This window comes from Actinobacillus arthritidis (assembly GCF_029774155.1).
Classification (GTDB): domain Bacteria; phylum Pseudomonadota; class Gammaproteobacteria; order Enterobacterales; family Pasteurellaceae; genus Actinobacillus; species Actinobacillus arthritidis.
In genome coordinates, this window is record NZ_CP103833.1 from 1,767,402 (window position 1) to 1,791,109 (window position 23,708).

Consider the following 23,708-nt stretch of genomic DNA (forward strand, 5'->3'; position numbering starts at 1 on the left):
TTGTATAAAAGAACCGACCAAATGGTCGGTTTTTTTATCTCTATTGTCTTTATAGGAAGAATGTGCCTAATTGGAATAGCTTCTCAATTTCCCCAACCTGTTTTTTATCGTTCACAAAAATAATCACACTATCATTTTCCTCAATTTCGGTAGATTTATGTGCAATCAGCACCTCATCACGACGCACTATCGCTCCAACTACTACGCCCTGTGGTAATTTTAATTCTCGAACAGCTCTGCCTACCACTTTTGACGATTCTTTATCACCATGTGCAATCACTTCGATACATTCCGCTTGTCCTTGTTTGAGCGAAGCGACTTGTACAATATCACCTTTACGGACATGACTAGATAAGGCGGAAATCGTCGCTTGTTTTGGAGAAAGTGCAATATCAATCGTGCCGCCTTGGATCAAATGAAGATATGCGTTGCGTTGCACCAATACAATCGCTTTCTTTGCCCCCAAGCGTTTTGCCAATAGTGCTGACATAATATTGGCTTCATCATCACCGCTTAATGCAAGGAATAAATCAATATTCTCAATATGTTCTTCAAACAATAATTCCTGATCGGAAGCATCGCCACATAAAACTAAGGTTTTTTCTAATTTCTCTGCCAACTTTTCAGCCCGTTTCGGATCTCGTTCGATCATTTTCACACTATATTGCTCTTCAAGATCCTTTGCTAGCCCCATACCGATACTACCGCCGCCGACAATCATGACTCGCTTATGCGGCTTATCCAAGCGTTGCAATTCGCTCATCACCGCTTTTATATTATGGGTCGCACAGATAAAGAACACTTCATCACCGGCTTCAATAATCGTTGAACCTTGTGGCAAAATCGCACGTTCTTGACGGAAAATTGCCACAACACGTGCTTCGATATAAGGTAAATGATCACGTAACGCCGAAATCGGATAACCGACCAATGGTCCGCCATAATAGGCTTTTACACTAACCAAACTCACTAATTCATTCGCAAAGTGTGCAACCTGCAATGCACCGGGATAGTTAATCAGACGCAAGATCTCTTTTTTAACCAAGACTTCCGGGGCAATAATATGATCAATGGGTAACGCCGCATCATTAAACAGCTGATCTTTCTCACGCACATAATCGGAATTACGAATACGGGCGATCTTAGTCGGAATGTGAAATAGCGTATGAGCAATTTGACAAGCAATCATATTGGTTTCATCACTTTCTGTCACCGCGACCAACAAATCCGCATCACTCGCCCCCGCATCACGTAAAATTCTCGGTGATGCGCCATTTCCTTTTAGAACCTGTAAATCGTGCTTATCTTGCGGCGTGTTCAAACGACTTTGATCGTCATCGATTAACGTAATATCGTTATCTTCGCTCACTAAATTTTCCGCAAGCGTTGAACCAACCTGACCTGCACCTAAAATAATAATTTTCATCTTAAAATCCAATCACGCAAATAACGTAATCCGCTATCTTCTTGTGATTTATTGTTTAATTAATTTGGCATAAAAGAAGCCGTCACCACCCTGTTCTTGAGGGAAAAATTGCTTCATTGTGGTTTTTTCGCCATTGAAATCCATCTCCGCTAACACAGCATCCGTGTGACTTTCAATAAAGCGGTTAATTTGCTCACTATTTTCTTCCAGCAAAACCGAACAAGTCGCATAAACTAATATGCCATTCGGTTTCAATCTGTCCCATAACGCCTCAAGAATTTTTGCCTGCAAGGCGACTAATTCATCAATATCATTTTCTTTACGTAGCCATTTGATATCCGGATGACGGCGAATAACGCCGGTCGCAGAACAAGGTGCATCGAGCAAAATACGATCAAACATCACGCTATCCTCCAACCATTCTGTCGGTTTGGAAGCATCGCCACAAATTACTTTTGCCGTTTGCCCAAGACGAACTAAATTCTCACGCACACGTTTTAGGCGGCTTTCCTCAATATCCAATGCAATCACATTTGCCTGCGGAGCGACTTCTAGAATATGTGTGGTTTTACCGCCCGGTGCGGCACAGGCATCCAAAATTAATTCACCATTTTGGGCTTCCAATAAGGTTGCTGACCACTGAGCGTGTGCATCTTGTACCGTTGCCCAACCCTGTTCAAAATTCATCAATTTATGCACCGCTACCGGCTCTGCTAATAAGATTGCTGATTCAGGCACGCAAGCGGTCGTATTTTCTGGATTTTTTGCCACTAAATCACCTAATAACACGCGATAATCTTGTGGCTTAATCTGCTGAATATTGCTACGAATCCACATTGGTGGACGCTGATTATTTGCTTCAATAATCTCTCGCCAATTCGGATAAGCTTTTTTTAGTTTATTCACAAACCATTCCGGATGAAGCGTTTGCCAATTTTTATCAAATTTAGCTAACAGGGCCTCTTTCTCACGTAAAAAACGGCGTAATACCCCATTAATAAGTGCTTTAAAATTGTCCAATTTAAGCGATTTTGCCGCATTAACCACTTCATCAACTGCGGCAAATTCTGGCACGCGCATATAAAGTAGCTGATAAAGTCCGACTAATAACAGGCAATGCACCAAACGTGTTTTGCCTTTTAATGGCTTTTCCACCGCTTGTGCAATGACCGCCTCAAGGCGTGGTAATGTGCGGCACACACCAAAGCTAATCTCTTGTACTAATGGTAAATCTTTCGCCTCTAATTTTGTCTGTGCTTCGGGAATTAAGGTGGCAAGTGATTTCCCTTGATCGAGAACTTGTAAAATAATTTGTGCGGCAACCGCACGAGCATTTTGTTTTTTCATTAATATATTCTTGTTAGAAAGTGTCTTGATCACGTAATAAATGAATATTACCTTTTCGTCTTAAAAAGCCCGAACGGTCAAAATATTCAATCAGCTGAACGGTTAGCTTACGTCCCCACTGAATCTCATCACGAAGTTGATTTACTGAAACAGAGCCATTTCGTTCTACAATATCTTTCACTAATTGAGCCAATTCAGTCATTCTCTCGCTGAGTAAGAAACGATCTTTCACAATCGGAATTAAGTAACCTAATTTACCGGCTTTATATAACAAGTTTCGCATTTCGGTTTCATCACAACATAATTCAGTAGCAATATCTCGGACCCAAAGTGCTTCACTTTTGCTTTCAAATAGCGGTCGAATTTGTTGCCAAAGTTGCAATTCCTCTGCAGAAAATTCAATACGATGACTCGGTAAATGGATCCAGCCTCGAGTTTGTGCCAACTGTTTGCTTTCGATTAAATCATCAATAAATTGGTAAGCTAACTGCTCCGGCTGATCTAATACAGCAATGCGATACAATCTCGCTTTAGTCACGCCTAATTGATCATTGTGATTTTGATGATACTCAGCGAGTTTTTCGATAATATTTTGTTGAATTTGTTGCTTAAATTCAGCGGTAAAAATCCATTTTGATTGCACATCAAAACCAAGTTGTGCCAGATCTTGAATAAAACATTGTTCACGCCACAGCAATCCCTCAACCTGTTCCGCTCTCATATTTAAATAAAGTGCAATACGTTGAGAACAAGCGGTCATTTTTGCCAAATTGTTTACCAGCTCAAGGCGTTTCTCAGTGCGCTTATGGCGTTTCGGAGAATCAATTTCTAAAACTTCCGCTCCTGCTAAGGTTTGACTGTCATCGCCACTACGAATAATCAGTTTATCCGTAACCGCCATTGCTAACGGCTCATCTAAAATCATTTCTGCAAACGTTTCGCTGTTTTTGACCGCTTGTTTTTCGGTTAAGAGATTCAGCTTACCGGTCACGTGCGAAGCAAAATGGTATAAATGTACAATATGATTTTCTTTTAGGTTTTGTGCTGTCTGAATTTTAACCGTAATTCTATCGATAAATTGTGGCATTAGTTCGGTAATCCAATCACCACGCTGAATTTGTGCTTTTTCCACATTAGCAATATTTAGTGCCAAACGTTGTCCTACTGTACCAATTTCTGCCGGCTGATTTTGTGCGTGAATTTGTTTAATTCTAACTTTTTGACCGTTGGATAAATAAAACTCATCGCCAATTTTGACTTTACCCGCTACCACTGTTCCGGTCACGACTAAACCGGCACCTTTAATATTAAATACTCGGTCAATCGCATATCGAAACGGTTTTTCCAAAGGTAACTGTCGTCGGCTTAACTGAATTAATTGATTTCTTAATGATTCGATACCTTGCCCGGTTACCGCAGAGGTCAAGAAAAATGGTGCATCAGCTAAAAAGGGGTAAGTGGTTTTAATTGTTGCGATAAGCTGTTCTGTTTGACTTGCTTCCACACGATCCACTTTAGTTAACACCACTAAAATATTAGTAAAATTCAATACACGCAGAATTTCCAAATGCTCTGCCGTTTGCGGTTTAATTCCTTCTTCAGCCGACACAATTAATAAGGCATTTTGTACACCGCCCAGTCCGGCAAGCATATTCGACAAGAATTTCTGATGCCCCGGCACATCAATAAAACCTAACACATCATCTTCAATCGGCAAGTAGGCATAGCCCAAATCAATCGTTAAACCGCGTTTTTTCTCTTCCGGTAAATGAGCGGTATTTGTGCCGGTTAAGGCTTGTAACAAGGATGTTTTTCCGTGGTCAACGTGTCCGCTTGTAACAAAAATCATGCTTCCTCCAACATATTCAGCAACATCTCAAACTGTGCGACCGAACGCACATCCAGCCAAAATTTTTGCTGAGCAAATCGTCCGATTATCGGGCTTGGCAAGACTTTAAATTTTTTCTCTAACTCAAGTAAATCACTCTGCTTATCCGCAAAAATCGTAACCGCAACTGAAGCTAAAGTTTCCGTCGGCAATGCTCCGCTACCGATTTGGGCAAGGCTTGGTTCCACTTGTAAATTATAACGAGAATCTAACCGCTTACTCAGCACCGCTTTTAAACGTTCCGCTTTGGTTTGCAAGGTTGCAATAGATTGAGTTAATAAATGAAAAGTCGGTAACTCATCGGTTAATTTTTCTGGAAAAAGATAATGACGCAGTGTTGCTTCTAATGCGGATAAAATTACTTTATCACAGCGTAATACACGCTTGAGCGGATGTGATTGAAGTTCATCAATCAATGCTTTTTTCCCGACAATAATACCGGCTTGTGGCCCACCTAATAATTTATCACCAGAAAATGACACCAAATCGACACCTGCCACAACCTTCTGCTGTACCATAGGCTCTGGCGGTAAACCAAGTGCGACCATATCCGTCAGCGAACCACTACCTAAATCACTCATCACCGGCAAATTAAATTCTTTCGCTAATTCAACCAATTCCTCTTCAGATACCGATTTAGTAAAACCTTGAATATGGTAATTACTGGTATGTACTTTCATTAAGAAAGCGGTATTTTCATTAATTGCATTGCGATAATCACGTAAATGAGTGCGATTGGTCGTGCCGACTTCCACTAATTTACAACCGGCTTGAGCCATAATATCAGGGATACGAAACGCACCGCCGATTTCTACCAATTCGCCACGAGAAACTATCACTTCTTTACCCTGTGCAAACGTAGCTAACATCAATAATACTGCCGCAAACATTATTATTCACAACGCAAGCGGCTTCCGCTCTGGTAAGTTGCTGAATCAATTGAGAAATATAAATATCTCGATGACTACGCTTCCCTTCATCAATATCAAATTCCAACGCAACATTATTTCGCATCGCATTCGTCGCCGCTTGCACTGCATTTTCCGACCACAATCCACGACCTAAATTAGTATGTAACACCGTACCGGTAAGATTAAAGACCGTTTTACTCGATACAGTACATTTTGTCCGTAAATTTTGCTCAATTACACTAAAAATTGAAGACTGCTCAGTAATAAAATCCGGTAAACATTGTTGTTTAACAATCTGCTCACGTACATTTTCTATTAGTCGCCTTGCCTCTTGAACAAAGGCTTGATGACCGAATTGTTCAATTAAATCAGCACCTTGAGTACTTTTGACCAATTTATCTATAGAAGGGATAACTCGAAATAATGTTTGCATAGTAAAAAGCGTTAAGAAATTTTGGACAATTTTAATAAATAAAGTAGAATATCGCCACTCTTTAAAGGAAGCGAGTCATCTCCGGTGAGGTGGCAGGACTTCAAATCCTGTTGAGGACGCCAGCGTTCTTGGGTGGGTTCGACTCCCATTCGCTTCCGCCAATCATTCCTAATTCTATGACCAAATCTATTTGTATTATCACAGGCAGTACCCTCGGTGGTGCAGAATACGTTGCCGATCATCTTGAAAGTTGTTTAACCGCACTAGGATTTTCTGTCGAACTCTTTAATCAAGCAACCTTAGCAGATATTCAACATCAAACCCATTTAATTGTCGTCACTTCGACTCACGGTGCAGGCGAGTTACCGGATAACATTAAACCGTTATTTGACGAACTGACGGCAAGCGATTTAGATCTCAGCGGTATGAAATTCGGTGTGGTCGGTTTAGGCGACACTGATTACGATACTTTCTGCCATTCGGTTGATATTGTTGAAAACGGACTAACCGCCAAAGGTGCTAAACAGATATGTGAATCAGTTCGCATTGATGTGGCAAACAATTTTGACCACGACAGTACGGCGGAAGAATGGTTGCCAAGTTTTGTTGAGCAGATATAGCGAACAGTTTGAAATGACAGGCGGTCGGAATTTGCAAAAAGTTTGCAGATTCCAACCGCTTTTTTTAATCTTAAAGCATCGCTTTTAACGCTTCAGTGAGCTGTTGATAACGCTGATATTTTTGTTGGTAAGCGGTGAAATTTACCGGATTCGGTTGCACTTTTAACATTTCCGCTTTTAATGCCTGCACTTGGTTGATCTCTGCACCAGTGCCTTGCATCGCCATTAATGCCGCACCTAAACAACCGGTTTCTTCCACTTGTGGAATTTCCAATTGCATACCGGTTAAATCGGCGAGCATTTGTAGCCAAATCGGTGATTTGGTCGGTCCGCCGGTTACACGTAATACATTTGCATTCGGGAAACGTAGCTTCATACGGTTGAGGTGGTGCATAAGACTAAACAGCACACCTTCATAAATCGCCTGCAATAAATGTGCTTGGCTGTGGTGCGATTGCAAACCGTAGAAGCCCGCTTGCATACCTAAGCCGGCATTCGAGCCGTATAAAAACGGCACAAATAACACAGAACTGGTCGCCGGCGGTAAGCTCGCCACTTGTTGATTAATTTCTGCATAATCTAATTTCCATTGTTTCACAAACCATTCCAAATTACCGGCAGAAGTCGGGCTGGCTTCGTGTACGATAAATTTACCTTCGTCTGCATAGCGACCATAGACAAACGGCAAGGTTTGAGTCGGGTCGAGATTATCGGTAATGCCGCTGACAACCGACCATGTGCCTAATACCGCATTCAGTTTGCTTTCGTCATCTAAGTTGGCACAACGTGCGGTGGAAACTACATCAAATAAACCGCCGACCACCGGCGTTCCTACCGCTAAGCCGGTTAGTTCGGTCACGCTTCGGTAACATAGCCGGCAATCTGATTCGGTTTAATCACAGGCGGTAGCTTTTCTAAAATATTTTGCAAACCGAGTAAATCAGCTAATGTTTGGTCGTATTCGCCGGTTGCCATATTGTAGAGATTGCTTTCGGAAATATTGGTTTCTTCGGCAAATAATTCGCCGGTTAAACAGAAACGTAAATAGTCGTGCGACATCAGGACCGAGCCAATTTGTGCATAACGTTCCGGCTCATTGTCTTGTACCCAACGCAAAATCGAAACAGGATGTCCGGTCCATAACGTCTGGCGGGTAATCGGATAAAGTTTTTCCGGAATACCGTCCGCCTGCCACTGTCTCACAATTGAAAGCGAACGTTGATCGGAAGACAAAATCGCTCTGCCAAGCGGTTGGTTTTGCTGATCAAGTAAAAACGCACCTTTGCCTTGTGCTGAAATGCCCACCCCTTTGATAGCAGTCGGATTTACTCCGCTTTTTGCAATGGTTTGACGTACTACCTCGGCACACACTTGCCAAAGTTGTTGCATATCTCGTTCGGCATAACCCGCCTGTTCGCTGATAACCGCCACATTCTCACGATGAATGCCGTGCAACTCGCCAGTTTGATCAAAAAGTGCGGCTTTGACAAAAGTACCAGCCGCAGTCTATGCCTAGGTAGTAGTTCATAATGTTATCCTTATTGTTTAAATTAAATTTCACCGGAATAAGTAGTCTTAAGTTTGGCTTGTTTTTAAAGAACGGCTATTCTCTAAAGAAAATACGTTTTAACTGACCTGTAGAAACCTTGCCGCGTCTTACTTGGTCAAAGAATACTGCAAGGATAATAACAATACCAATAATTAAACGTTGTAGATAAGATGTTACATTTAATAGTGTTAGACCGTTTTGCAATACTCCCATAATTAGTGCGCCGATTGATGTTCCAATGACAGAACCGAATCCGCCAATTAGGCTCGTACCGCCAATAACTGTTGCCGCAATGGCGTCTAATTCATATCCCGTACCGGCTATAGGTTGTGCCGCATTAAGCCGTCCGACTAAAATAACCGCACCTATTGCCGCTAACGCGCCATTAATAACATACGTTTTCACTTCAAGTTTATCGACATTTACACCCGATAAACGAACCGCTTCTCGATTTCCACCTAAAGCATAAATCTGACGACCAAAAATAGTTTGCGTCAGCACATAAAAACTCACTAAAACGACTAAAATAGCGATAATTACAGGAATCGGAATAGAAAAAGACTCTGAAACGGGAATACGTCCGTTACCAAAAAATCGTAAAGCATCAGGGAAATTGTAGATGGTTTTCCCGTCCGATAAGGTTAAAGCCAATCCTCTGGCAATCCCCATCATTCCAAGGGTCGCAATAAATGATGTGACTTTACCATATACAATAATAATGCCATTTACATACCCACATAGCGCACCGACCAAAATACTCCCTAATATGGAAAGTAAAACTACGCCTAATATGGTTATATCCGAAGCGTTCTCTCCCAACCACTTAACCCCTGCATGAGTAAACAACCCCAAGCAAACGGCACTTAGTGCCACAATAGAACCGACGGAAAGATCGATTCCTCCTGTCAGAATAACGTAGGTCATACCTACTGCAATAATACAAATGACAGAAACTTGTAATAAAATATTCAAAATATTATTGGTAGATAAAAATGCATCCGAAGCAAATGACATTCCAATAATCATTACAATCAGCGCAATACCAATCCCTAATTTTGAAAAAATTGATTTTAAATTATCCATTCTTTACCTCACACACCAATCATAGCTTTCATTAAGTTCTCTTCCGTAATTTGAGAACGTTCTTTCACTTCTTCTACAATTTCACCATTTCGCATAACCATCACTCTGTCTGACATTGTGATTAACTCCGGCAAATCCGACGATACCATAATGATAGTACCTCCATTATCGGTAAACTCTCGCATAAGATCATAGATTTCTGACTTTGCTCCCACATCAATGCCTCGTGTAGGCTCATCAAAAAACAGAATATCGACTCCACTTTCTAACCAACGCGCAATCACCACTTTTTGCTGGTTTCCTCCCGAAAGTGTTCTTGTATTTTGTTCACTATTGTTTGATACAATCCTCAAACGGTTCCGCTGGTTTTCCGCCACATTTTTTTCTTTTGTCTGATCTAATTTCAATCCCGTCCAAAAACGGCTTAAAATAGGTAAGGTAATATTTTTGCGAATACTTTGATCTAGTACCAATCCCTGTAGTTTTCGATCTTCTGTAATAAAACCGATATTATGTTTGACCGCTTGTTCGGGAGAATGAATAAAGACTTCGATTCCATCAATAAAAATGCTTCCTTGTGCCTCATCCGCCCCATAAATTGCTCTTAATAATTCGGTACGTCCTGCTCCGACCAAACCGGCAAAACCTAATATTTCTCCTTTATATACTTTAAAAGAGGTCGGTTTAACATTTTTATTGGTTATATTTTCAATACGCAACTTTTCTTGAGTAAACGTAACCTCTCGTTGATAATGGCTTAAATTAATTTCTCGACCGACCATTAGCTTAACGATTTCTTCTACGGAAGTATCTTTATATGGCATGGTACCTGTAATGCTACCATCTCGTAATACGGTGACTTTATCCGAAATATACTGAAATTCTTCTAAGCGATGTGAAATATAAATCATCGCGACACCCTTTTCTTTTAATTGATGAATGATTCTAAAAAGGGTTTCGGTATTTTTACGAGAAATAGAAGAAGTAGGTTCATCAAAAATTAATACTTTATATTCACTAAATATAGCTTTAGCAATTTCAACCATTTGCTGTTGAGCAATTGAAAGATCTGAAACCAAATCATCCGGTTTTATATCAAGCTCTAATTCATTAATAATCTTTTGGGTTTTCTCCCGCATAGTCTGCCAATCCATACGGTTTCCGAAAGTCGAATGTTCTTTACCTAAAAAGATATTTTCTAATACGGTGAGCTGAGGGACTAACATTAACTCTTGATGAATAAACCCAATCCCATATTTTTGTCCGTCTTTCACATTACGAGGCGCATAGATTTTGCCGTGAAAAGACATTTCACCACTATCCGCATCATAAATACCGGCAATGATCTTACATAAAGTCGATTTTCCCGCCCCATTTTCACCAATTAAACAATGAACCTCTCCAGCATATATATCTAGATCAATCTTATCTAACACAGTGACACCATAGAAACTTTTACTAATGTTTCTAAGAGATAAAATAGGTAAATCATCCGACATAATGGTTATCCTCTTAGCAAATTTTATATTAACGATAATATAAAAATAGGAATTAAACCGTGAGTAACATCACATAATCCAAACTCTATAGCGAAATTTTTTATTTAAGGAATTACTTATTTCTTTCTAAATTTTGCGAGCCATATCACTGTTTTCAAATTAATTTTCTTTTAGGATTATGATTAGTTATCTGACCATAAACCCAATGGAGTTAATTATGAAAGCTAGATTATTCAAAACAACGCTTATCGCAAGTGCATTAGCGATTTCAACTTCTCTTTTTGCCGCGGAAAAACCTCAAATTGCTTTACTGATGAAAACATTAAGTAACGAATATTTCATTTCTATGCAAAAAGGGGCTGAAGAAACAGCTAAAAAATTGAATGTAGATTTAACAATTCAAGTTGCGGAAAAAGAGGATTCTACGGAGCAACTTGTCGGTTTAGTTGAAAATATGATTGCGAAAAAAGTTGATGCAATTATCGTTACCCCAAATGACTCTATTGCTTTCATTCCGGCTTTCCAAAAAGCAGATAAAGCAGGTATTCCTATTATTGACTTAGACGTACGCCTTGATGCGGAAGCGACTAAAAAAGCAGGCTTAAAATTTAACTATGTCGGAGTTGATAATTTCAACGGCGGTTACTTAGAAGCTAAAAATCTTGCCGAAGCTATCGGCAAAAAAGGTAACGTAGCTATGCTTGAAGGAATACCCGGTGTAGATAATGGTGAACAACGTAAAGCCGGCGCATTAAAAGCATTCTCAGAATATCCGGATATTAAAATTGTTGCTTCTCAATCTGCGAATTGGGAAACAGAACAAGCCTTAAACGTCACAACCAATATTTTAACGGCTAATCCAAACATTCAAGGTATTTTCGCGCAAATGATAATATGGCTATAGGTGCTGTCACTGCGGTTGAAAATGCCGGTTTAGCCGGAAAAGTCCTAGTAACCGGCTATGACGGTATTCCACTTGCGATTGAATACGTCAAACAAGGTAAAATGCAAAATACTATCGACCAATTACCGAAAAAACAAGTCGCTGTAGCGATTGAATATGCAATCAAAAAAATTAATAAACAAGAAATCCCTGAAGTTTACTACATTGACCCTGTAGTTGTTGATCAAGCCGAAGCGAAGAAAAATTATTAATACCTAAATTGTAAATTCAACTTTATAACCAGTCCTATTTTAGTTGTAGGACTGGTTATTTTTTACCTAACCAGTTGACATAATAACGTTAAACTACTTCGCTAACGCATCAATTTGTTTGATAAGACTGTCGCCATTTTTTTCAATAAAGGCTTTGCGAGTTTCGCCTTCAACCGCCGCTTTAAACGGAGCAGTATCCAGTTTTTCGACAAATTCTACACCGGCTTTTTTCATTTTCTCGATAATGCCTTGTTCATTATCTAAATTGAGTTGGCGTTGGTATTTGCCCGCTTCGAGGGCGCTTCGCTAAGTGCTTTTTGTTGCTCCGCCGGCAGTGCATCGAATTTGGCTTTGTTCATCACCACAATCAGCGGTGTATAGCCGTGATTGGTCGGGCTGAAATATTTTTGCACTTCATATAGTTTTGCTGACCATACAATACCAATAGGGTGTTCTTGCGCATCTACCGCTTTGGTTTCTAATGCGGTATAAAGCTCGGAAAGCGGCATCGGCACCGGATTTGCGCCTAAAATCGAAAATGCTTTGATATACATCGGGTTTTGGTTGGTGCGAACTTTCAAACCTTTAATATCTTCCGGTTTGGCCACCGGATGTTTGGAGTTGGTAAAGCCACGGAAGCCCACTTCCCAGAACGCTAAACCTTTTAAGCCGTGTGCTTCGAGTTTTGCCAACAGTGTTTGTCCGATTTCGCCGTCTAACACTTGGTAGGCGTGGTCGCGATCTTTAAAAATAAACGGAATATCAATCACGTTTAATTCGGAGGCAAGCCCTGTGAAGTTTGAGGAGCTGGACATCGCTAAATCAATCGTACCGCCACGTACACCGCTAATTGCCGTTTGCGCATTACCGAGCGTGCTATCGGGGAATAAGCTCAGTTTTAATCCTTTATTGGATTTTTGTTGTAATAACTCGTTAAATTTTTTGGCGGCAATATGTTGGCTGTCGGAACGTGGTGCTTCATAGCCGAAACGGAAAGTGGTCTCCGCCGCCTGAACGCCGCTAAATAAAGAGAAACTCGCAACCAATGTCGCAAGTGCTTTAAGATTAAAACATTTCATAACGTTCTCCAAAAAGGTACTAAGCAGTTTCCTATACACCCTCTCCCCTTGAGGGAGAGAAGAACAAGCGGTCTGATTTACAAAAAATTTTGTAAATCAAACCGCTTGTCATGGCTTATTTAGCTAGGGCATCTACTTTTTCGACTAATTCTTTGCCGTGTTTTTCGATAAAGTCTTTACGAACTTCCGCTTCAATTGCCGCTTTAAACGGTGCGTTATCTACTTGTTCGATCACTTCTACACCGGCTTTGCGAAGTTTTTCGATAATGTCTTTTTCGTTTTTCACGTTGAGATCACGCTGGAATTGACCCGCTTCTTTTGTTGCGTCTAACACCGCTTTTTGCAATTCCGGTGTTAAGCCGTCAAATTTAGCTTTGTTCATCACGACGATTAATGGTGTGTAGCCGTGGTTGGTTAAGCTTAAATGTTTTTGCACTTCATATAATTTTGCCGACCAGAAAATACCGATTGGATGTTCTTGTGCATCCACCGCACGGGTTTCAAGTGCGGTATAAAGTTCGGAAAGCGGCATCGGTACCGGGTTGCCGCCCAATAAGCTGAATGCTTTAATGTACATTGGGTTTTGGTTGGTGCGAACTTTTAAGCCTTTGATGTCTTCAGGTTTATTAACTGCGTGTTTTGAGTTAGAGAAGGCACGGAAGCCGACATCCCAGAATGCTAAGCCTTTTAAGCCTTGTTTTTCAAGGTCTTGTAATAAACCTTGACCGATTTCACCGTCTAACACTTTGTAAACGTGTTCACGATCTTTAAAGATAAACGGGATATCAATCACGTTTAATTTCGGTTCTAGACCGGTGAAGTTCGGTGAACCTGACATTTCAATATCAATCGTACCGCCACGCACACCGCTGATCATAGTTTGTGCGTTACCTAATGTGCTGTCCGGGAACAATTTAAGTTTAATTTCCCCTTTGGTTTTGTCTTTCAATAATTCATCAAATTTTTTCGCCGCAACGTGTTGGCTGTCGGAACGTGGTGCTTCATAACCGAAGCGAAGCGAAATTTCCGCATTTGCTACACCTGAAAATGCCACTGCACTGGCAACGAAAGCTGATAAAGTTTTTAGATTAAAAAATTTCATAGGGGTCTCCTAAGTAGGTTGGGAATTTGTTGTCTAGTTCCCCTCTTTAGTAAAGAGGGGTTAGGGGAGATTTGTACAATATTGAAGAGCCTAAAAATCTCCCCCCAGCCCCCTCTTTACCAAAGAGGGGGAGCTAATTTTTTACTGCATCCAGCTTAACGGTACTAAAATTAAATCCGGTACGAATACGAAGAGCAGTAATAAACCAATCATCATAAATAGGTACGGCATAATGCCTTTTGCCGCTTGGTCAAACGGTAGTTTTGACACGCCGGTAATTACGTTTAATACATTACCGACCGGTGGAGTAATTAAGCCGATTGAGGTGTTAAGAATAAATAACACACCGAAGTAAACCGGGTCGATTCCCGCTTCTTCAATTAACGGCATTAACACCGGGGTTAAGATTAAAACGGTTGGAGTTAAATCCATCACCATACCGATCACGAATACCGCTAACATCACCACTAATAATAACGTTGTCGGGCTTTCGATTAACGGCTCAAGCAATTCGGTTAACATAGTCGGTAATTCCGCCACGGTAATTAACCAGCCGGTTACGTTTGCCGCGCGACTAAGAACATTACCACTGCAGTGGTTTTGGCCGCTAAAATCACTTTGTAGAGGTCTTTGAATTTCAATTCACGATAAACGAATAGTGAAACCACTAACGCATAGAAAGTTGCTACCGCACCGGCTTCGGTTGGGGTGAACATACCTGAACGGAAACCACCGATAATAATCACCGGCAACATTAACGCCCAAATACTGTTTTTAAATGAAATACAAAGTTCTTGTTTAGTCGCCTTTGAGAAGGTCATTAAATCAAGGCGTTTGGCTTGCCACCACCAGAGTGCGGCTAAACAGATCCCCATCATAATGCCGGGGAAAATCCCCGCTAAGAATAATTTTGTGATGGATACACCACTTGCAACGCCGAATACGATAAACGGAATACTTGGCGGAATAATCGGTGCGATAATACCTGCGGTACCGATTAAACCGGCTGAGCGGTCAATCGGGTAGCCGGTCGTTTTCATCATCGGTAATAACATTGCCGCCACAGCCGCAGTGTCCGCTACTGCCGAACCGGAAAGGCTCGCCATAATCATCGCGGCAAGAATCGCTACAAAACCTAAACCACCGCGTTTATGACCGACTAATTTCATCGGTAAGTCGATAATACGTTTAGAAAGTCCGCCTTCATTCATTATTTCACCAGCGAGAATAAAGAACGGAATCGCCATGAGCGAAAAGCTATCTGCACCGCTAACAATTTGTTGGGCAAGAATTTGTGCATCAAATAAATCTAAGTGAAGCATTAATGCTACGCCACAAATCAATAAAGCAAACGCAACCGGAATCCCTAAAATAATTGCACCAAGTAATACCGAAAGGAAAATTACGACAGTCATTGTGCTTCTCCTTTAACTAAAGCGGTCACATTTGTCACCATTCTTGCAATAATCAAAATACCGATTAACACACCTGAAACCACACTTGCAAGGAAAGTAATACCTTGTGGTAAACCTGAGATAGGTGCAAGATTTCCAAGATTGAGTTGGAATTGAATCCAACTACCATCAACGATGAGGTAGCAACAGAATAACATTGCCGCATCGGTAAACAATTTTAAAACATTACGTGCAATAGGAGAGAGTTTCTCAGTTAACACGGTAACACTAACGTGTTGATTTTCACTAAATGCCAATACTGCCCCTAAAAAGGCAAGCCATACAAACATATAGCGAGAAACTTCTTCTGTTACATTAATACTGCTGTTAAAGCCATAACGCAGTACCACATTAAGGAAAACTAAAATTGACATTGCCGATAAAATAATCACGGCAAAGGCTTCAATAGCTTTTCCAACGAATTGAGCGATGGGTTTCATCTGTTGCTCCTTGAGTTTGTAAAAATCTAGAATTTTTTTACTACTTGTAAGATCCCCCTCTTTAGTAAAGAGGGGTTAGGGAGATTTGTACGATATTGAAGTGTCTAAAAAATCTCCCCCAGCCCCTCTTTTTCAAAGAGGGGAGCGTTTTACTTAATTTCAGACATTGCAATTTTTACTACTATTTTGCGGATTTTCTCCGTACCGTTAAAAATCGCTGTTCTATGGCAATCTTCCGGGAAAAACACGGCAAAATTACCAACTCCACAGGTAAAAATTTGCTCATTTTCGACCGTTTGATAATACTGAATATCTCGTTCCGGTAGATAAGCAGTGTGAATCGGATTCTTACCACTATCTACTGCAAATGCCATTTTCTCTTTACCTTTGTGAAGATATTGCACATCTAAGTAATTACGGTGAACTTCGGGTTGGAATGCTGAAATGTCTTTGGTTTCCAAATCCAATACTTGGACATAAATATCTCTGCCTTTCAGCTCGTAAACTCCGGCTTCCATCGCATCAAAATCGGTGTTTTTTAAATAATGCAATGCGTATTGAATCGCTTCAGGATATTGTTTTGGGTTGTAGTTTGAAATGTGTCCGAAAAACATCGTTTGTTCCTCGTAAAATGTTTAAAGAATTTGACCGCTTGTATTAGTTCCTCTCTCCCGCAAGGGGAGAGAGTTATGTCATTTACAACGATTTCAATTTCGCCCATACGGTTTCATCCACCGGAATACCGTTTGCGATGTTATCGGCAAGAATGGTGGTGAACTCGTGTCCCGGTAAACGTACCGGTACATTCGGATCTGCCGGTTCGGCGGTTTTTACATAATCCATAATGCGGTTAAGTTTTTCGTCTTTGGTTTTACCGTCGATTAAACGATCCACTTCAATCGCAATGAATACTTGTGAAACACAATATTCGTCATCTTTATCTTCGGTTACCGCCGCAGTAGATTCACCGTTAGAAAGTAAGGTTGCAATCATATCTAACACGATTGATAGGCCAGAACCTTTCCAGAAGCCCATTGGCATTAAACGGCGGTTTTTCTCAACGGTTGCTGGATCACGGGTCGGATTACCGTCATCATCAAAACCAGCATCAACAAAAGTCTGACGGCCTTGTAAGCGATGAACTTCCAACATACCGTAGGAATACATTGAGCAAGACATATCCACCATTGTGATTGGCGTGGTCGGTACGGCAACAATTAACGGGTTAGTACCGACACGGCATTCTTTTGCCCCCAAGGCGGCATTACCGCTAACGCATTGGTCCAGCAGATACCGATATAGCCTTTTTCCGCCGCTTGCCAGCCATAAGAACCGCCACGCATCCAGTGGTTTGCATTACGCAACGCCACCACTCCGATACCATTTTGTGAAGCGAGTTCCATCGCTCTATCCATCATTTTTTTCGCAGTGAGGTTACCAATGGCTTGATGAGCATCCCATTGCTCGATTGCACCCAATGAAAGCACTTTAGTCGGAACAGCTTCCGGTACAATATCACCGTTTTCCAACTGCTGAATAAAACGTGGGAAGCGGTTTACCCCGTGTGAATACGCACCCGCCTGAGTGGTATCGGCAAATACGGTTGCACATTCTTCGGCAATTTCTTCACGTACGTTACGAGCCAATAAAACACGTTTAAATTCAGCTTTTAAATCTTGATAAGAAACTCTCATTGGACACCTCTAATTTATGTCGTTTCAAATAGTAAAATGGTGTTTCATAAGTTACGCTTCGCCACTAAGGAAGTCAATTAAATGAGAAAAATAAAAGTTCTTTATAATCAAGCAGTTATAAAATTTTTTGTCAATTTGTGACAGAGATCTCACTTTCCAAAGTCAATTTTTTGGGCTAAATTAAGTACAAAGCAAACGTTTTCGCAATGACAAGTAAAAAGGATAAATAATGAAAAAAGTATATGTAACTCATGGTTATACGGCGAATCCGAGCCGAAATTGGTTTCCGTGGTTAAAACAAGCATTGGAAAAATTGGGGGTTGAGTGTGAGTGTTTGGCAATGCCGGATGCCAATAACCCGAATCCGCAAGCGTGGTTGGAACATCATAAAAATACACTGAAATTAAATGAAGAGACTGTGTTGATCGGGCATAGCTTGGGCTGTATTGCGTTACTGAATTATCTGGCGGCGACACAACAAAAAGTGAATACCGCAATTTTTGTTTCCGGCTTTTATGAAAAATTGCCGACTTTGCCGGAGCTGGATTCATTTGCAACTTTTTACGCAAATCAGACCGCTTGTTTGCCGACAAAATCTTATGTGATTTCTGCCTTAGATGATGAGATTGTGCCACATTTATTTAGCGATAGGTTGGCACAATATTTACAGGCGGACTATATTCGTTTGGCACAGGGTGGACATTTTATTGACCGACAAGGTGTAACCGAGCTACCTGTTTTATTAGATTTACTCAAAAAGGTGTTAATCCTTAAAGCGTAAGCGGTCAAATTTTTCTTATTCTTTACCAGATAAAAATGACCTTCTCAATTGAGAAGGTCAATCATTTGATTAATTAAAAACTTGCCATTCGCCGTTTACCGCACAACCAATTACCTCAAAACGGTTGGTAAAAACGGTCAGATTCGCAATTTTGCCCACTTCAATCGAACCTAAGCGATCCTCAACACCAATCGCTTTCGCCGGATAGTAATTACACATTCTCAGCGTTTCATCTAACGGAATCCCCACTTCCTGTACCGCATTTTTAACCGATTCGATCATCGTAATTGATGCACCGCCTAAAGTGCCGTTAACGTCATAGCATTTACCGTCACGCACATACACCGTGGTACCGACAAAATCAAATTGTTCGATATCCGCACCTGCCGCGCGGTAGCATCGGTGACGATACAAAGCTTGTCACCTTTAGCTCGTTTGGCGATTTTGACATTACCAAATTCTACATGTAAACCGTCCACGATAATACCGGTATAAACCTCATCGCTGTCTAACACAGCGCCGACAACGCCCATTGCACGTCCGGAACTGATCGGCGACATCGCATTGTGTAAATGGGTAGCAAAGGTTGCACCGTTAGCAAACGCTTGTTTTGCCACTTCATAAGTCGCGTTCGAATGCCCAACCGACACAATAATGCCGCTTTTCACAAAATCGGGAATCGCTTTTGCGGTCGGGTTTTCCGCCGCTAAGGTAATTTTGGTGATCACATCAGCGTTATCACATAAAAACTGCGCATTTCAGGGCTGATTTCACGCACATATTCAGCACGGTGTACGCCTTTTTTCTCAAGGCTGAGATAAGGGCCTTCCAAATGCAAGCCGAGCGCTTGGTTTTGATATTTCTGCAAATAATCACGCATCGCCGCGACTACTTGCTTCATCCCCTCATCAGGTGCAGTAATAAAGGTCGGCAAATAACTTGTCGTGCCGGAACGTAAATTGGTTTGTCGCATAATTTCAAAAGTGTGAACTGTTGGTTCACTGTTTACCATTACGCCGCCACAGCCATTTAGCTGTAAATCAATAAAACCGGCGGTGAGATTATGCCCTTTTAAATCAATACGTTGGATATCGTCCGCTAATTGTTCTTCGCGTACAATCGCTTGAATTTTGTCATCTTCAATAATAACTGCGTGCCCATATAACACATCTTTAGCGGTATAAATTACACTGTTGGTGAAAGCATATTTCATTCTTGTTCTCCAAAGGAAAAGGTCTGTTAATAGTGTAACAGACCTTAAAACTTACAACACGCTTTGAATTGCATTGGCTTCTAATTGGGTGAAATATTTCACGGTTTTGACTTTGAGTTCTTGAGTTGCCGGTTCGTCACACACCACAATACCTCGTTCATGCAGTTGCAAAGCACTGACCGTCCACATATGGTTTACCGCTCCTTCAACGCAAGCCTGTAATGCCAACGCTTTATTATGGCCAGTAATCAGTAACATCAATTCTTCCGCATCAAGTAATGTCGCCACCCCAATGGTTAACGCATATTTCGGTACTTTGGTAACATCATTGTCAAAAAAGCGAGAATTTGCGATCAAAGTATCTTCAGTAAGAGTTTTAATCCGAGTACGTGAACGTAAAGAAGAAGCCGGTTCGTTAAACGCAATATGACCATCCACACCGACACCGCCCATAAACAGGTGAATTTTGCCGTACGACTGAATTTTCTCTTCATAACGGCGACATTCCTCATCATGATCCTCGGTATTGCCGTCCAAAATATTGATATTTTGCGGTTGAATATCGATATTGTCAAAGAAGTTACGGTGCATAAAAGTATGGTAACTTTGCGGATGTTTCTTAGGTAAGCCGACATATTCATCCATATTAAACGTAACTACATATTTAAAGCTCACTTCACCGGCCTGGTATAAACGAATCAATTCCTGATAGGTTTGTAGTGGCGTACTGCCGGTCGGCAAACCTAATACAAAAGGGCGATCCGCAGTCGGTTTAAATTGATTGATGCGTTCAACAATATGACGAGCGGCCCAGCGACTTACTTGCTCACTCGTTTGTAAAGGGATAAGACGCATAATATTTCCTCATTATTATTGTTATATGTGTACAACAAGCGGTCAAATTTTATAAAAATCTTGCATAAAGTGCTTTTGCCACTTCAAGTTGTTTGTCGGTTGCTTTAGCGGTCATCGGTTCACGGCAATAACCGGCTTCTACACCTTGTAATTTAAGTAATTCTTTAATGGTGAGATATAAACCGTTCGCTAAAATGCCTTCAATCAAATCATTGGTCACGTGTTGTACCGCTAACGCTTCCGCCAATTTACCTTGTTTGGTCAATTCAAAAATTTGACGAGCGCGCGGTGCGTTCACGTTAAAGGTCGAACCGATTGCACCGTCCACACCTAGTGCCACCGCTGGTAACATCATTTCATCAAAGCCCGCCCAAATTAAATGGTTCGGATAGGCTTTTTTCAAGCGTTCTAATAAATAGAAATCGCCGGCGGTAAATTTCACCCCTAAAATTTTCGGATTTTTATACAATTCGCCGAACTGCTCTACACCGATATTCACACCGGTTAAGAACGGAATCGAATAGACGATCATATTGTTGCCGGTTTCCGCAATAATAGTGTCGTAATAATGTTTAATTTCAGCAAAACTAAATTTGTAATAGAACGGTGTCACCGCTGATAAACAATCATAGCCTAATTCGGTGGCATATTTACCTAATTCAACCGCTTCCTGTAAATTGACACTTCCCACTTGTGCAATCAATGCAATTTGATCTTTCGCTTCGTCTTTTGCGATACGGAAAATTTCCTTTTTCTCTGCGGTAGAAAGCATAAAGTTTTCGCCAGTTGAACCACCGACATATAACCCATCTACTTTCATTTTGTCGATATTATGACGAATAATTTGGCGTAAACCTTGCTCATTAATTGAGCCGTCCTCGTTGAATGCCACGAGTAATGCACTAAAAATACCGGTTAAATTTTTCATATTATGTTCCTTAAATTTAATTAAAAATGTTGTTCCGCCCATGCTTTTGCACCGATTAAACCAGCATCGCCACCATATTTCGCGCCTTCCAATTCACAATGATAGAAATGTGGCATTTCGGCTAAGTATTTTTGCACGAGTGGCAAATACCCTTCTGCCAAGCCGACACTGCCGCCGATCACCACTTTTTGCGTATCCAAACCAATGGTTAAATCCGCCACTAAATTGGCGATCGCTTTTGCAGATTTTTCGACTAATTCGACCGCTTGTACTTTGCTCGCTCGGAATTGCTCAAACACTTGTTTCGGGGTACAGGGTTCCGTCCATTGGCCTGAAACCGCTTCGATAGCTCGTCCAGAAGCAACCGCTTCCACACAGCCTCGGCGACCACAGCCACAAATTGGTCCGTTCGGATCCGCTAAAGTATGTCCGATATGCCCTGCTACGCCATTCGGTTGGGTTAGCAATTTGCCGTTTTGGATAATGCCGCCACCGACACCGGTTGAAACGGTAATGAACACAAAATTTTCGACCGCTTGTTTATCTTGATGTTGATATTCGGCACAAGCCCGCTTGCACGTCATTGAGTAAGAAAATCGGTTTGTCAGTATGACTTGCAATACTTTCTTGCAACGGAAAGAAGGCTAATCCACCTAAATTTTTTGGGTTTAATGCGGTTAAAATACCGTTATTGATAATGCCGGTTGAAGCTACTGAAACTGCATCAAACTGTCCTTGGTACTGTTGCAAAATGTCCGCCAAAGTGTGGTGCATCGCTTCCGCCGCATCTTGTTGTGGCGTGCTGATTTGTCGGCGTTGGGAGATCACACCGTTTTCGACTAATGCCGAGGCAATCTTAGTACCGCCAATATCTAATGCTAAACAACGCATACATTCCCCTTAGACTTTTGCGCTTTTATTTCATCAGCAAACCAGCTGACAATATGCTCCAAACGCGTTAATGCCGAACCAACCGTAACACAATCCGCACCGATCTCAATCGCGGTTTTAGCCAGTTGAGGGGAGTTATAACGCCCTTCCGCCATCACAAAACAACCTGCCGCTTTTAAGTCTTTAACTAACTGATAATCCGGTTCATTCGGTACTTCGCCACCGGTATAACCCGACATCGTACTTCCGACAATATCAAAACCGAGTTGCTGGCAGTATAAACCCTCTGCCAAGGTCGAACAGTCCGCCATTGCCAAACAACCTAATTCGTGAATCCGTTTCAACGCCGCTTCAATCGTGACCGGTCGTACCCGATCCGTGCCGTCCACCGCAATAATATCCGCACCAGTCGCGCTAAATCTTCAATATCTTGTAAAAATGGGGTGATGCGTACCGGGCTATCCGATAAATCACGTTTGACAATCGCAATGATCGGTGCTTTTACTGTCGGACGCGTTGCTTTTAAATTATCTACCCCTTCAATACGTAACCCTGCTTGCGCCTCCGATAATTGAGGCTTGTGCCATTGCGGCGACAATCTCCGGCTTGTCCATCGGACCGTCATCAACCGGCTGACACGAAGCAATCAAACCATTTTGAATCGTATTCAATACTTCTGTATGAGATAATTTTGACATATAAACTCCTTGAGTCTGTTATGCTTTCCGACACATATTACACATACGCCTCTAATAAGCGACGCAAGATCGCGTAACCCTGTAAATTGAAGTGCAAACCGTCCGTCGTAAATGTCGCATTGAGATTTCCCTCTGAATCCGCAAATGCATCAAAGGTTTTAACAAAAGTTAGATTTGCCGGACAATGTTCGCTGAGATAGGCATTAAGTCGCTGAATTTGGCTGTTCGTAACCGTATTTATATGGCGAACTGGCGTAGCTTCTAGCAAGAAATAATGGGTATTTGGCATTGCAAGCGGTTGAATTTTTTCAATTATTTGCAATAACCAATGCAAGACTTGGGCAGGAGAATAGTCAGGCTCTTTCACAATATCGTTTACGCCTAAGAACAAGAAAACCTTTTGCCCTAATGAAGTAATACGCTGAGGTTTCGCTATCACATCCAAGTATTGGCGGGTACTCACGCCAGAAATGCCTAAATTTGCTACTGATTTACCATTAAAAGTAATTTCATTTTGCCAATCATTCCACATATCGAACAAAGAATGACCTAACAAACTGACTTCCACAATACGTTGAAATTCTTGGCTTTTAGCTTGATAACGTAGGAAAATATCCTCATCTGATAACATTTCTCCAAACCTCGCACCACTTATGAATAAA

General features: G+C 41.3%; 13 protein-coding genes, 1 tRNA gene and 9 pseudogenes. 4 read left to right on the forward strand and 19 right to left on the reverse strand.

Annotated elements, in window-relative coordinates; genetic code table 11:
• Positions 1-49: 49 nt before the first annotated feature.
• The 4 genes and pseudogenes from trkA to selA all read right to left on the reverse strand — a co-directional run bounded on the left by trkA (position 50) and on the right by selA (position 6,005).
• Positions 50-1,426, reverse strand: coding sequence for a Trk system potassium transporter TrkA (gene trkA, locus NYR89_RS08445; protein WP_279445468.1), 1,377 nt, complete (start codon positions 1,424-1,426; stop codon positions 50-52).
• A gap of 48 nt (positions 1,427-1,474) precedes the next feature.
• A complete protein-coding gene (gene rsmB / locus NYR89_RS08450) occupies positions 1,475-2,773 on the reverse strand; it encodes a 16S rRNA (cytosine(967)-C(5))-methyltransferase RsmB (protein ID WP_279445469.1) in 1,299 nt (432 codons plus the stop codon).
• Positions 2,774-2,786: 13 nt separating this feature from the next.
• Positions 2,787-4,622: a selenocysteine-specific translation elongation factor gene (selB, locus tag NYR89_RS08455; RefSeq protein ID WP_279445470.1), complete on the reverse strand. Its 1,836-nt coding sequence runs from the start codon at positions 4,620-4,622 to the stop codon at positions 2,787-2,789.
• Positions 4,619-6,005, reverse strand: a pseudogene (selA, locus tag NYR89_RS08460) (L-seryl-tRNA(Sec) selenium transferase). The gene selB and the pseudogene selA overlap by 4 nt, the downstream one beginning before the upstream one ends.
• A 66-nt stretch (positions 6,006-6,071) precedes the next feature.
• Here selA and NYR89_RS08465 point away from each other — a divergent pair.
• A tRNA-Sec gene (locus tag NYR89_RS08465) sits at positions 6,072-6,166 on the forward strand.
• Between the two features lie 15 nt (positions 6,167-6,181).
• Complete coding sequence (gene mioC, locus NYR89_RS08470; RefSeq protein WP_279445471.1) at positions 6,182-6,625, forward strand: FMN-binding protein MioC; 444 nt, start codon at positions 6,182-6,184, stop codon at positions 6,623-6,625.
• Between the two features lie 70 nt (positions 6,626-6,695).
• Here the strand turns inward: mioC and NYR89_RS08475 are convergent.
• The 3 genes and pseudogenes from NYR89_RS08475 to NYR89_RS08485 all read right to left on the reverse strand — a co-directional run bounded on the left by NYR89_RS08475 (position 6,696) and on the right by NYR89_RS08485 (position 10,756).
• Positions 6,696-8,153, reverse strand: a pseudogene (locus NYR89_RS08475) (FGGY-family carbohydrate kinase).
• Positions 8,154-8,228: 75 nt separating this feature from the next.
• A complete protein-coding gene (locus NYR89_RS08480; RefSeq protein WP_279439589.1) occupies positions 8,229-9,257 on the reverse strand; it encodes an ABC transporter permease in 1,029 nt (342 codons plus the stop codon).
• Positions 9,258-9,265: 8 nt separating this feature from the next.
• A complete protein-coding gene (locus tag NYR89_RS08485; RefSeq protein WP_279445472.1) occupies positions 9,266-10,756 on the reverse strand; it encodes a sugar ABC transporter ATP-binding protein in 1,491 nt (496 codons plus the stop codon).
• Positions 10,757-10,973: 217 nt separating this feature from the next.
• Here NYR89_RS08485 and NYR89_RS08490 point away from each other — a divergent pair.
• Positions 10,974-11,911 (forward strand): annotated as a pseudogene (locus NYR89_RS08490) (substrate-binding domain-containing protein).
• A 93-nt stretch (positions 11,912-12,004) separates the two neighbouring features.
• Here NYR89_RS08490 and NYR89_RS08495 read toward each other — a convergent pair.
• The 6 genes and pseudogenes from NYR89_RS08495 to yiaK form a co-directional block, all read right to left on the reverse strand.
• Positions 12,005-12,990 (reverse strand): annotated as a pseudogene (locus NYR89_RS08495) (TRAP transporter substrate-binding protein).
• Between the two features lie 115 nt (positions 12,991-13,105).
• Positions 13,106-14,092 carry a TRAP transporter substrate-binding protein gene (locus NYR89_RS08500; protein ID WP_279445473.1) on the reverse strand — a complete coding sequence of 329 codons (987 nt, stop codon included), beginning with the start codon at positions 14,090-14,092 and terminating at the stop codon, positions 13,106-13,108.
• Positions 14,093-14,233: 141 nt separating this feature from the next.
• Positions 14,234-15,507: pseudogene (locus tag NYR89_RS08505) on the reverse strand (TRAP transporter large permease subunit).
• Positions 15,504-15,986, reverse strand: a complete 483-nt coding sequence (locus tag NYR89_RS08510; RefSeq protein ID WP_279445474.1) for a TRAP transporter small permease — start codon at positions 15,984-15,986, stop codon at positions 15,504-15,506. The pseudogene NYR89_RS08505 and the gene NYR89_RS08510 overlap by 4 nt, the downstream one beginning before the upstream one ends.
• A gap of 149 nt (positions 15,987-16,135) precedes the next feature.
• Entirely contained in the window at positions 16,136-16,600 is a 465-nt protein-coding gene (locus NYR89_RS08515; protein WP_279445475.1) for a NanQ anomerase/TabA/YiaL family protein, read from the reverse strand.
• 82 nt (positions 16,601-16,682) lie between these two features.
• Positions 16,683-17,680 (reverse strand): annotated as a pseudogene (gene yiaK / locus NYR89_RS08520) (3-dehydro-L-gulonate 2-dehydrogenase).
• A 229-nt stretch (positions 17,681-17,909) separates the two neighbouring features.
• Here yiaK and NYR89_RS08525 point away from each other — a divergent pair.
• Positions 17,910-18,461: an RBBP9/YdeN family alpha/beta hydrolase gene (locus NYR89_RS08525; protein ID WP_279445476.1), complete on the forward strand. Its 552-nt coding sequence runs from the start codon at positions 17,910-17,912 to the stop codon at positions 18,459-18,461.
• A 69-nt stretch (positions 18,462-18,530) separates the two neighbouring features.
• Here the strand turns inward: NYR89_RS08525 and nagA are convergent.
• The 6 genes and pseudogenes from nagA to NYR89_RS08555 all read right to left on the reverse strand — a co-directional run bounded on the left by nagA (position 18,531) and on the right by NYR89_RS08555 (position 23,677).
• Positions 18,531-19,674 (reverse strand): annotated as a pseudogene (gene nagA, locus NYR89_RS08530) (N-acetylglucosamine-6-phosphate deacetylase).
• Between the two features lie 51 nt (positions 19,675-19,725).
• Positions 19,726-20,529 carry a glucosamine-6-phosphate deaminase gene (nagB, locus tag NYR89_RS08535; RefSeq protein WP_279445477.1) on the reverse strand — a complete coding sequence of 268 codons (804 nt, stop codon included), beginning with the start codon at positions 20,527-20,529 and terminating at the stop codon, positions 19,726-19,728.
• Between the two features lie 49 nt (positions 20,530-20,578).
• A complete protein-coding gene (nanA, locus tag NYR89_RS08540; protein WP_279445478.1) occupies positions 20,579-21,457 on the reverse strand; it encodes an N-acetylneuraminate lyase in 879 nt (292 codons plus the stop codon).
• 20 nt (positions 21,458-21,477) lie between these two features.
• Positions 21,478-22,348 (reverse strand): annotated as a pseudogene (locus tag NYR89_RS08545) (N-acetylmannosamine kinase).
• A pseudogene (locus NYR89_RS08550) lies at positions 22,336-23,046 on the reverse strand (N-acetylmannosamine-6-phosphate 2-epimerase). Before NYR89_RS08550 ends, NYR89_RS08545 begins: the two co-directional pseudogenes overlap by 13 nt.
• 37 nt (positions 23,047-23,083) lie before the next feature.
• Positions 23,084-23,677, reverse strand: a complete 594-nt coding sequence (locus NYR89_RS08555) for an SGNH/GDSL hydrolase family protein (protein ID WP_279445479.1) — start codon at positions 23,675-23,677, stop codon at positions 23,084-23,086.
• Positions 23,678-23,708: the final 31 nt, after the last annotated feature.

Bases quoted from the DNA above. Each gene is read 5' to 3' on its own strand.
- NYR89_RS08515 (WP_279445475.1), bottom strand. From the start codon at position 16,600: ATGTTTTTCGGACACATTTCAAACTACAACCCAAAACAATATCCTGAA.
- selB (WP_279445470.1), bottom strand. From the start codon at position 4,622: ATGATTTTTGTTACAAGCGGACACGTTGACCACGGAAAAACATCCTTG.
- NYR89_RS08555 (WP_279445479.1), bottom strand. From the start codon at position 23,677: ATGTTATCAGATGAGGATATTTTCCTACGTTATCAAGCTAAAAGCCAA.
- NYR89_RS08485 (WP_279445472.1), bottom strand. From the start codon at position 10,756: ATGTCGGATGATTTACCTATTTTATCTCTTAGAAACATTAGTAAAAGT.
- NYR89_RS08480 (WP_279439589.1), bottom strand. From the start codon at position 9,257: ATGGATAATTTAAAATCAATTTTTTCAAAATTAGGGATTGGTATTGCG.
- NYR89_RS08525 (WP_279445476.1), top strand. From the start codon at position 17,910: ATGAAAAAAGTATATGTAACTCATGGTTATACGGCGAATCCGAGCCGA.
- mioC (WP_279445471.1), top strand. From the start codon at position 6,182: ATGACCAAATCTATTTGTATTATCACAGGCAGTACCCTCGGTGGTGCA.
- nanA (WP_279445478.1), bottom strand. From the start codon at position 21,457: ATGAAAAATTTAACCGGTATTTTTAGTGCATTACTCGTGGCATTCAAC.
- NYR89_RS08510 (WP_279445474.1), bottom strand. From the start codon at position 15,986: ATGAAACCCATCGCTCAATTCGTTGGAAAAGCTATTGAAGCCTTTGCC.
- NYR89_RS08500 (WP_279445473.1), bottom strand. From the start codon at position 14,092: ATGAAATTTTTTAATCTAAAAACTTTATCAGCTTTCGTTGCCAGTGCA.
- rsmB (WP_279445469.1), bottom strand. From the start codon at position 2,773: ATGAAAAAACAAAATGCTCGTGCGGTTGCCGCACAAATTATTTTACAA.
- trkA (WP_279445468.1), bottom strand. From the start codon at position 1,426: ATGAAAATTATTATTTTAGGTGCAGGTCAGGTTGGTTCAACGCTTGCG.
- nagB (WP_279445477.1), bottom strand. From the start codon at position 20,529: ATGCGTCTTATCCCTTTACAAACGAGTGAGCAAGTAAGTCGCTGGGCC.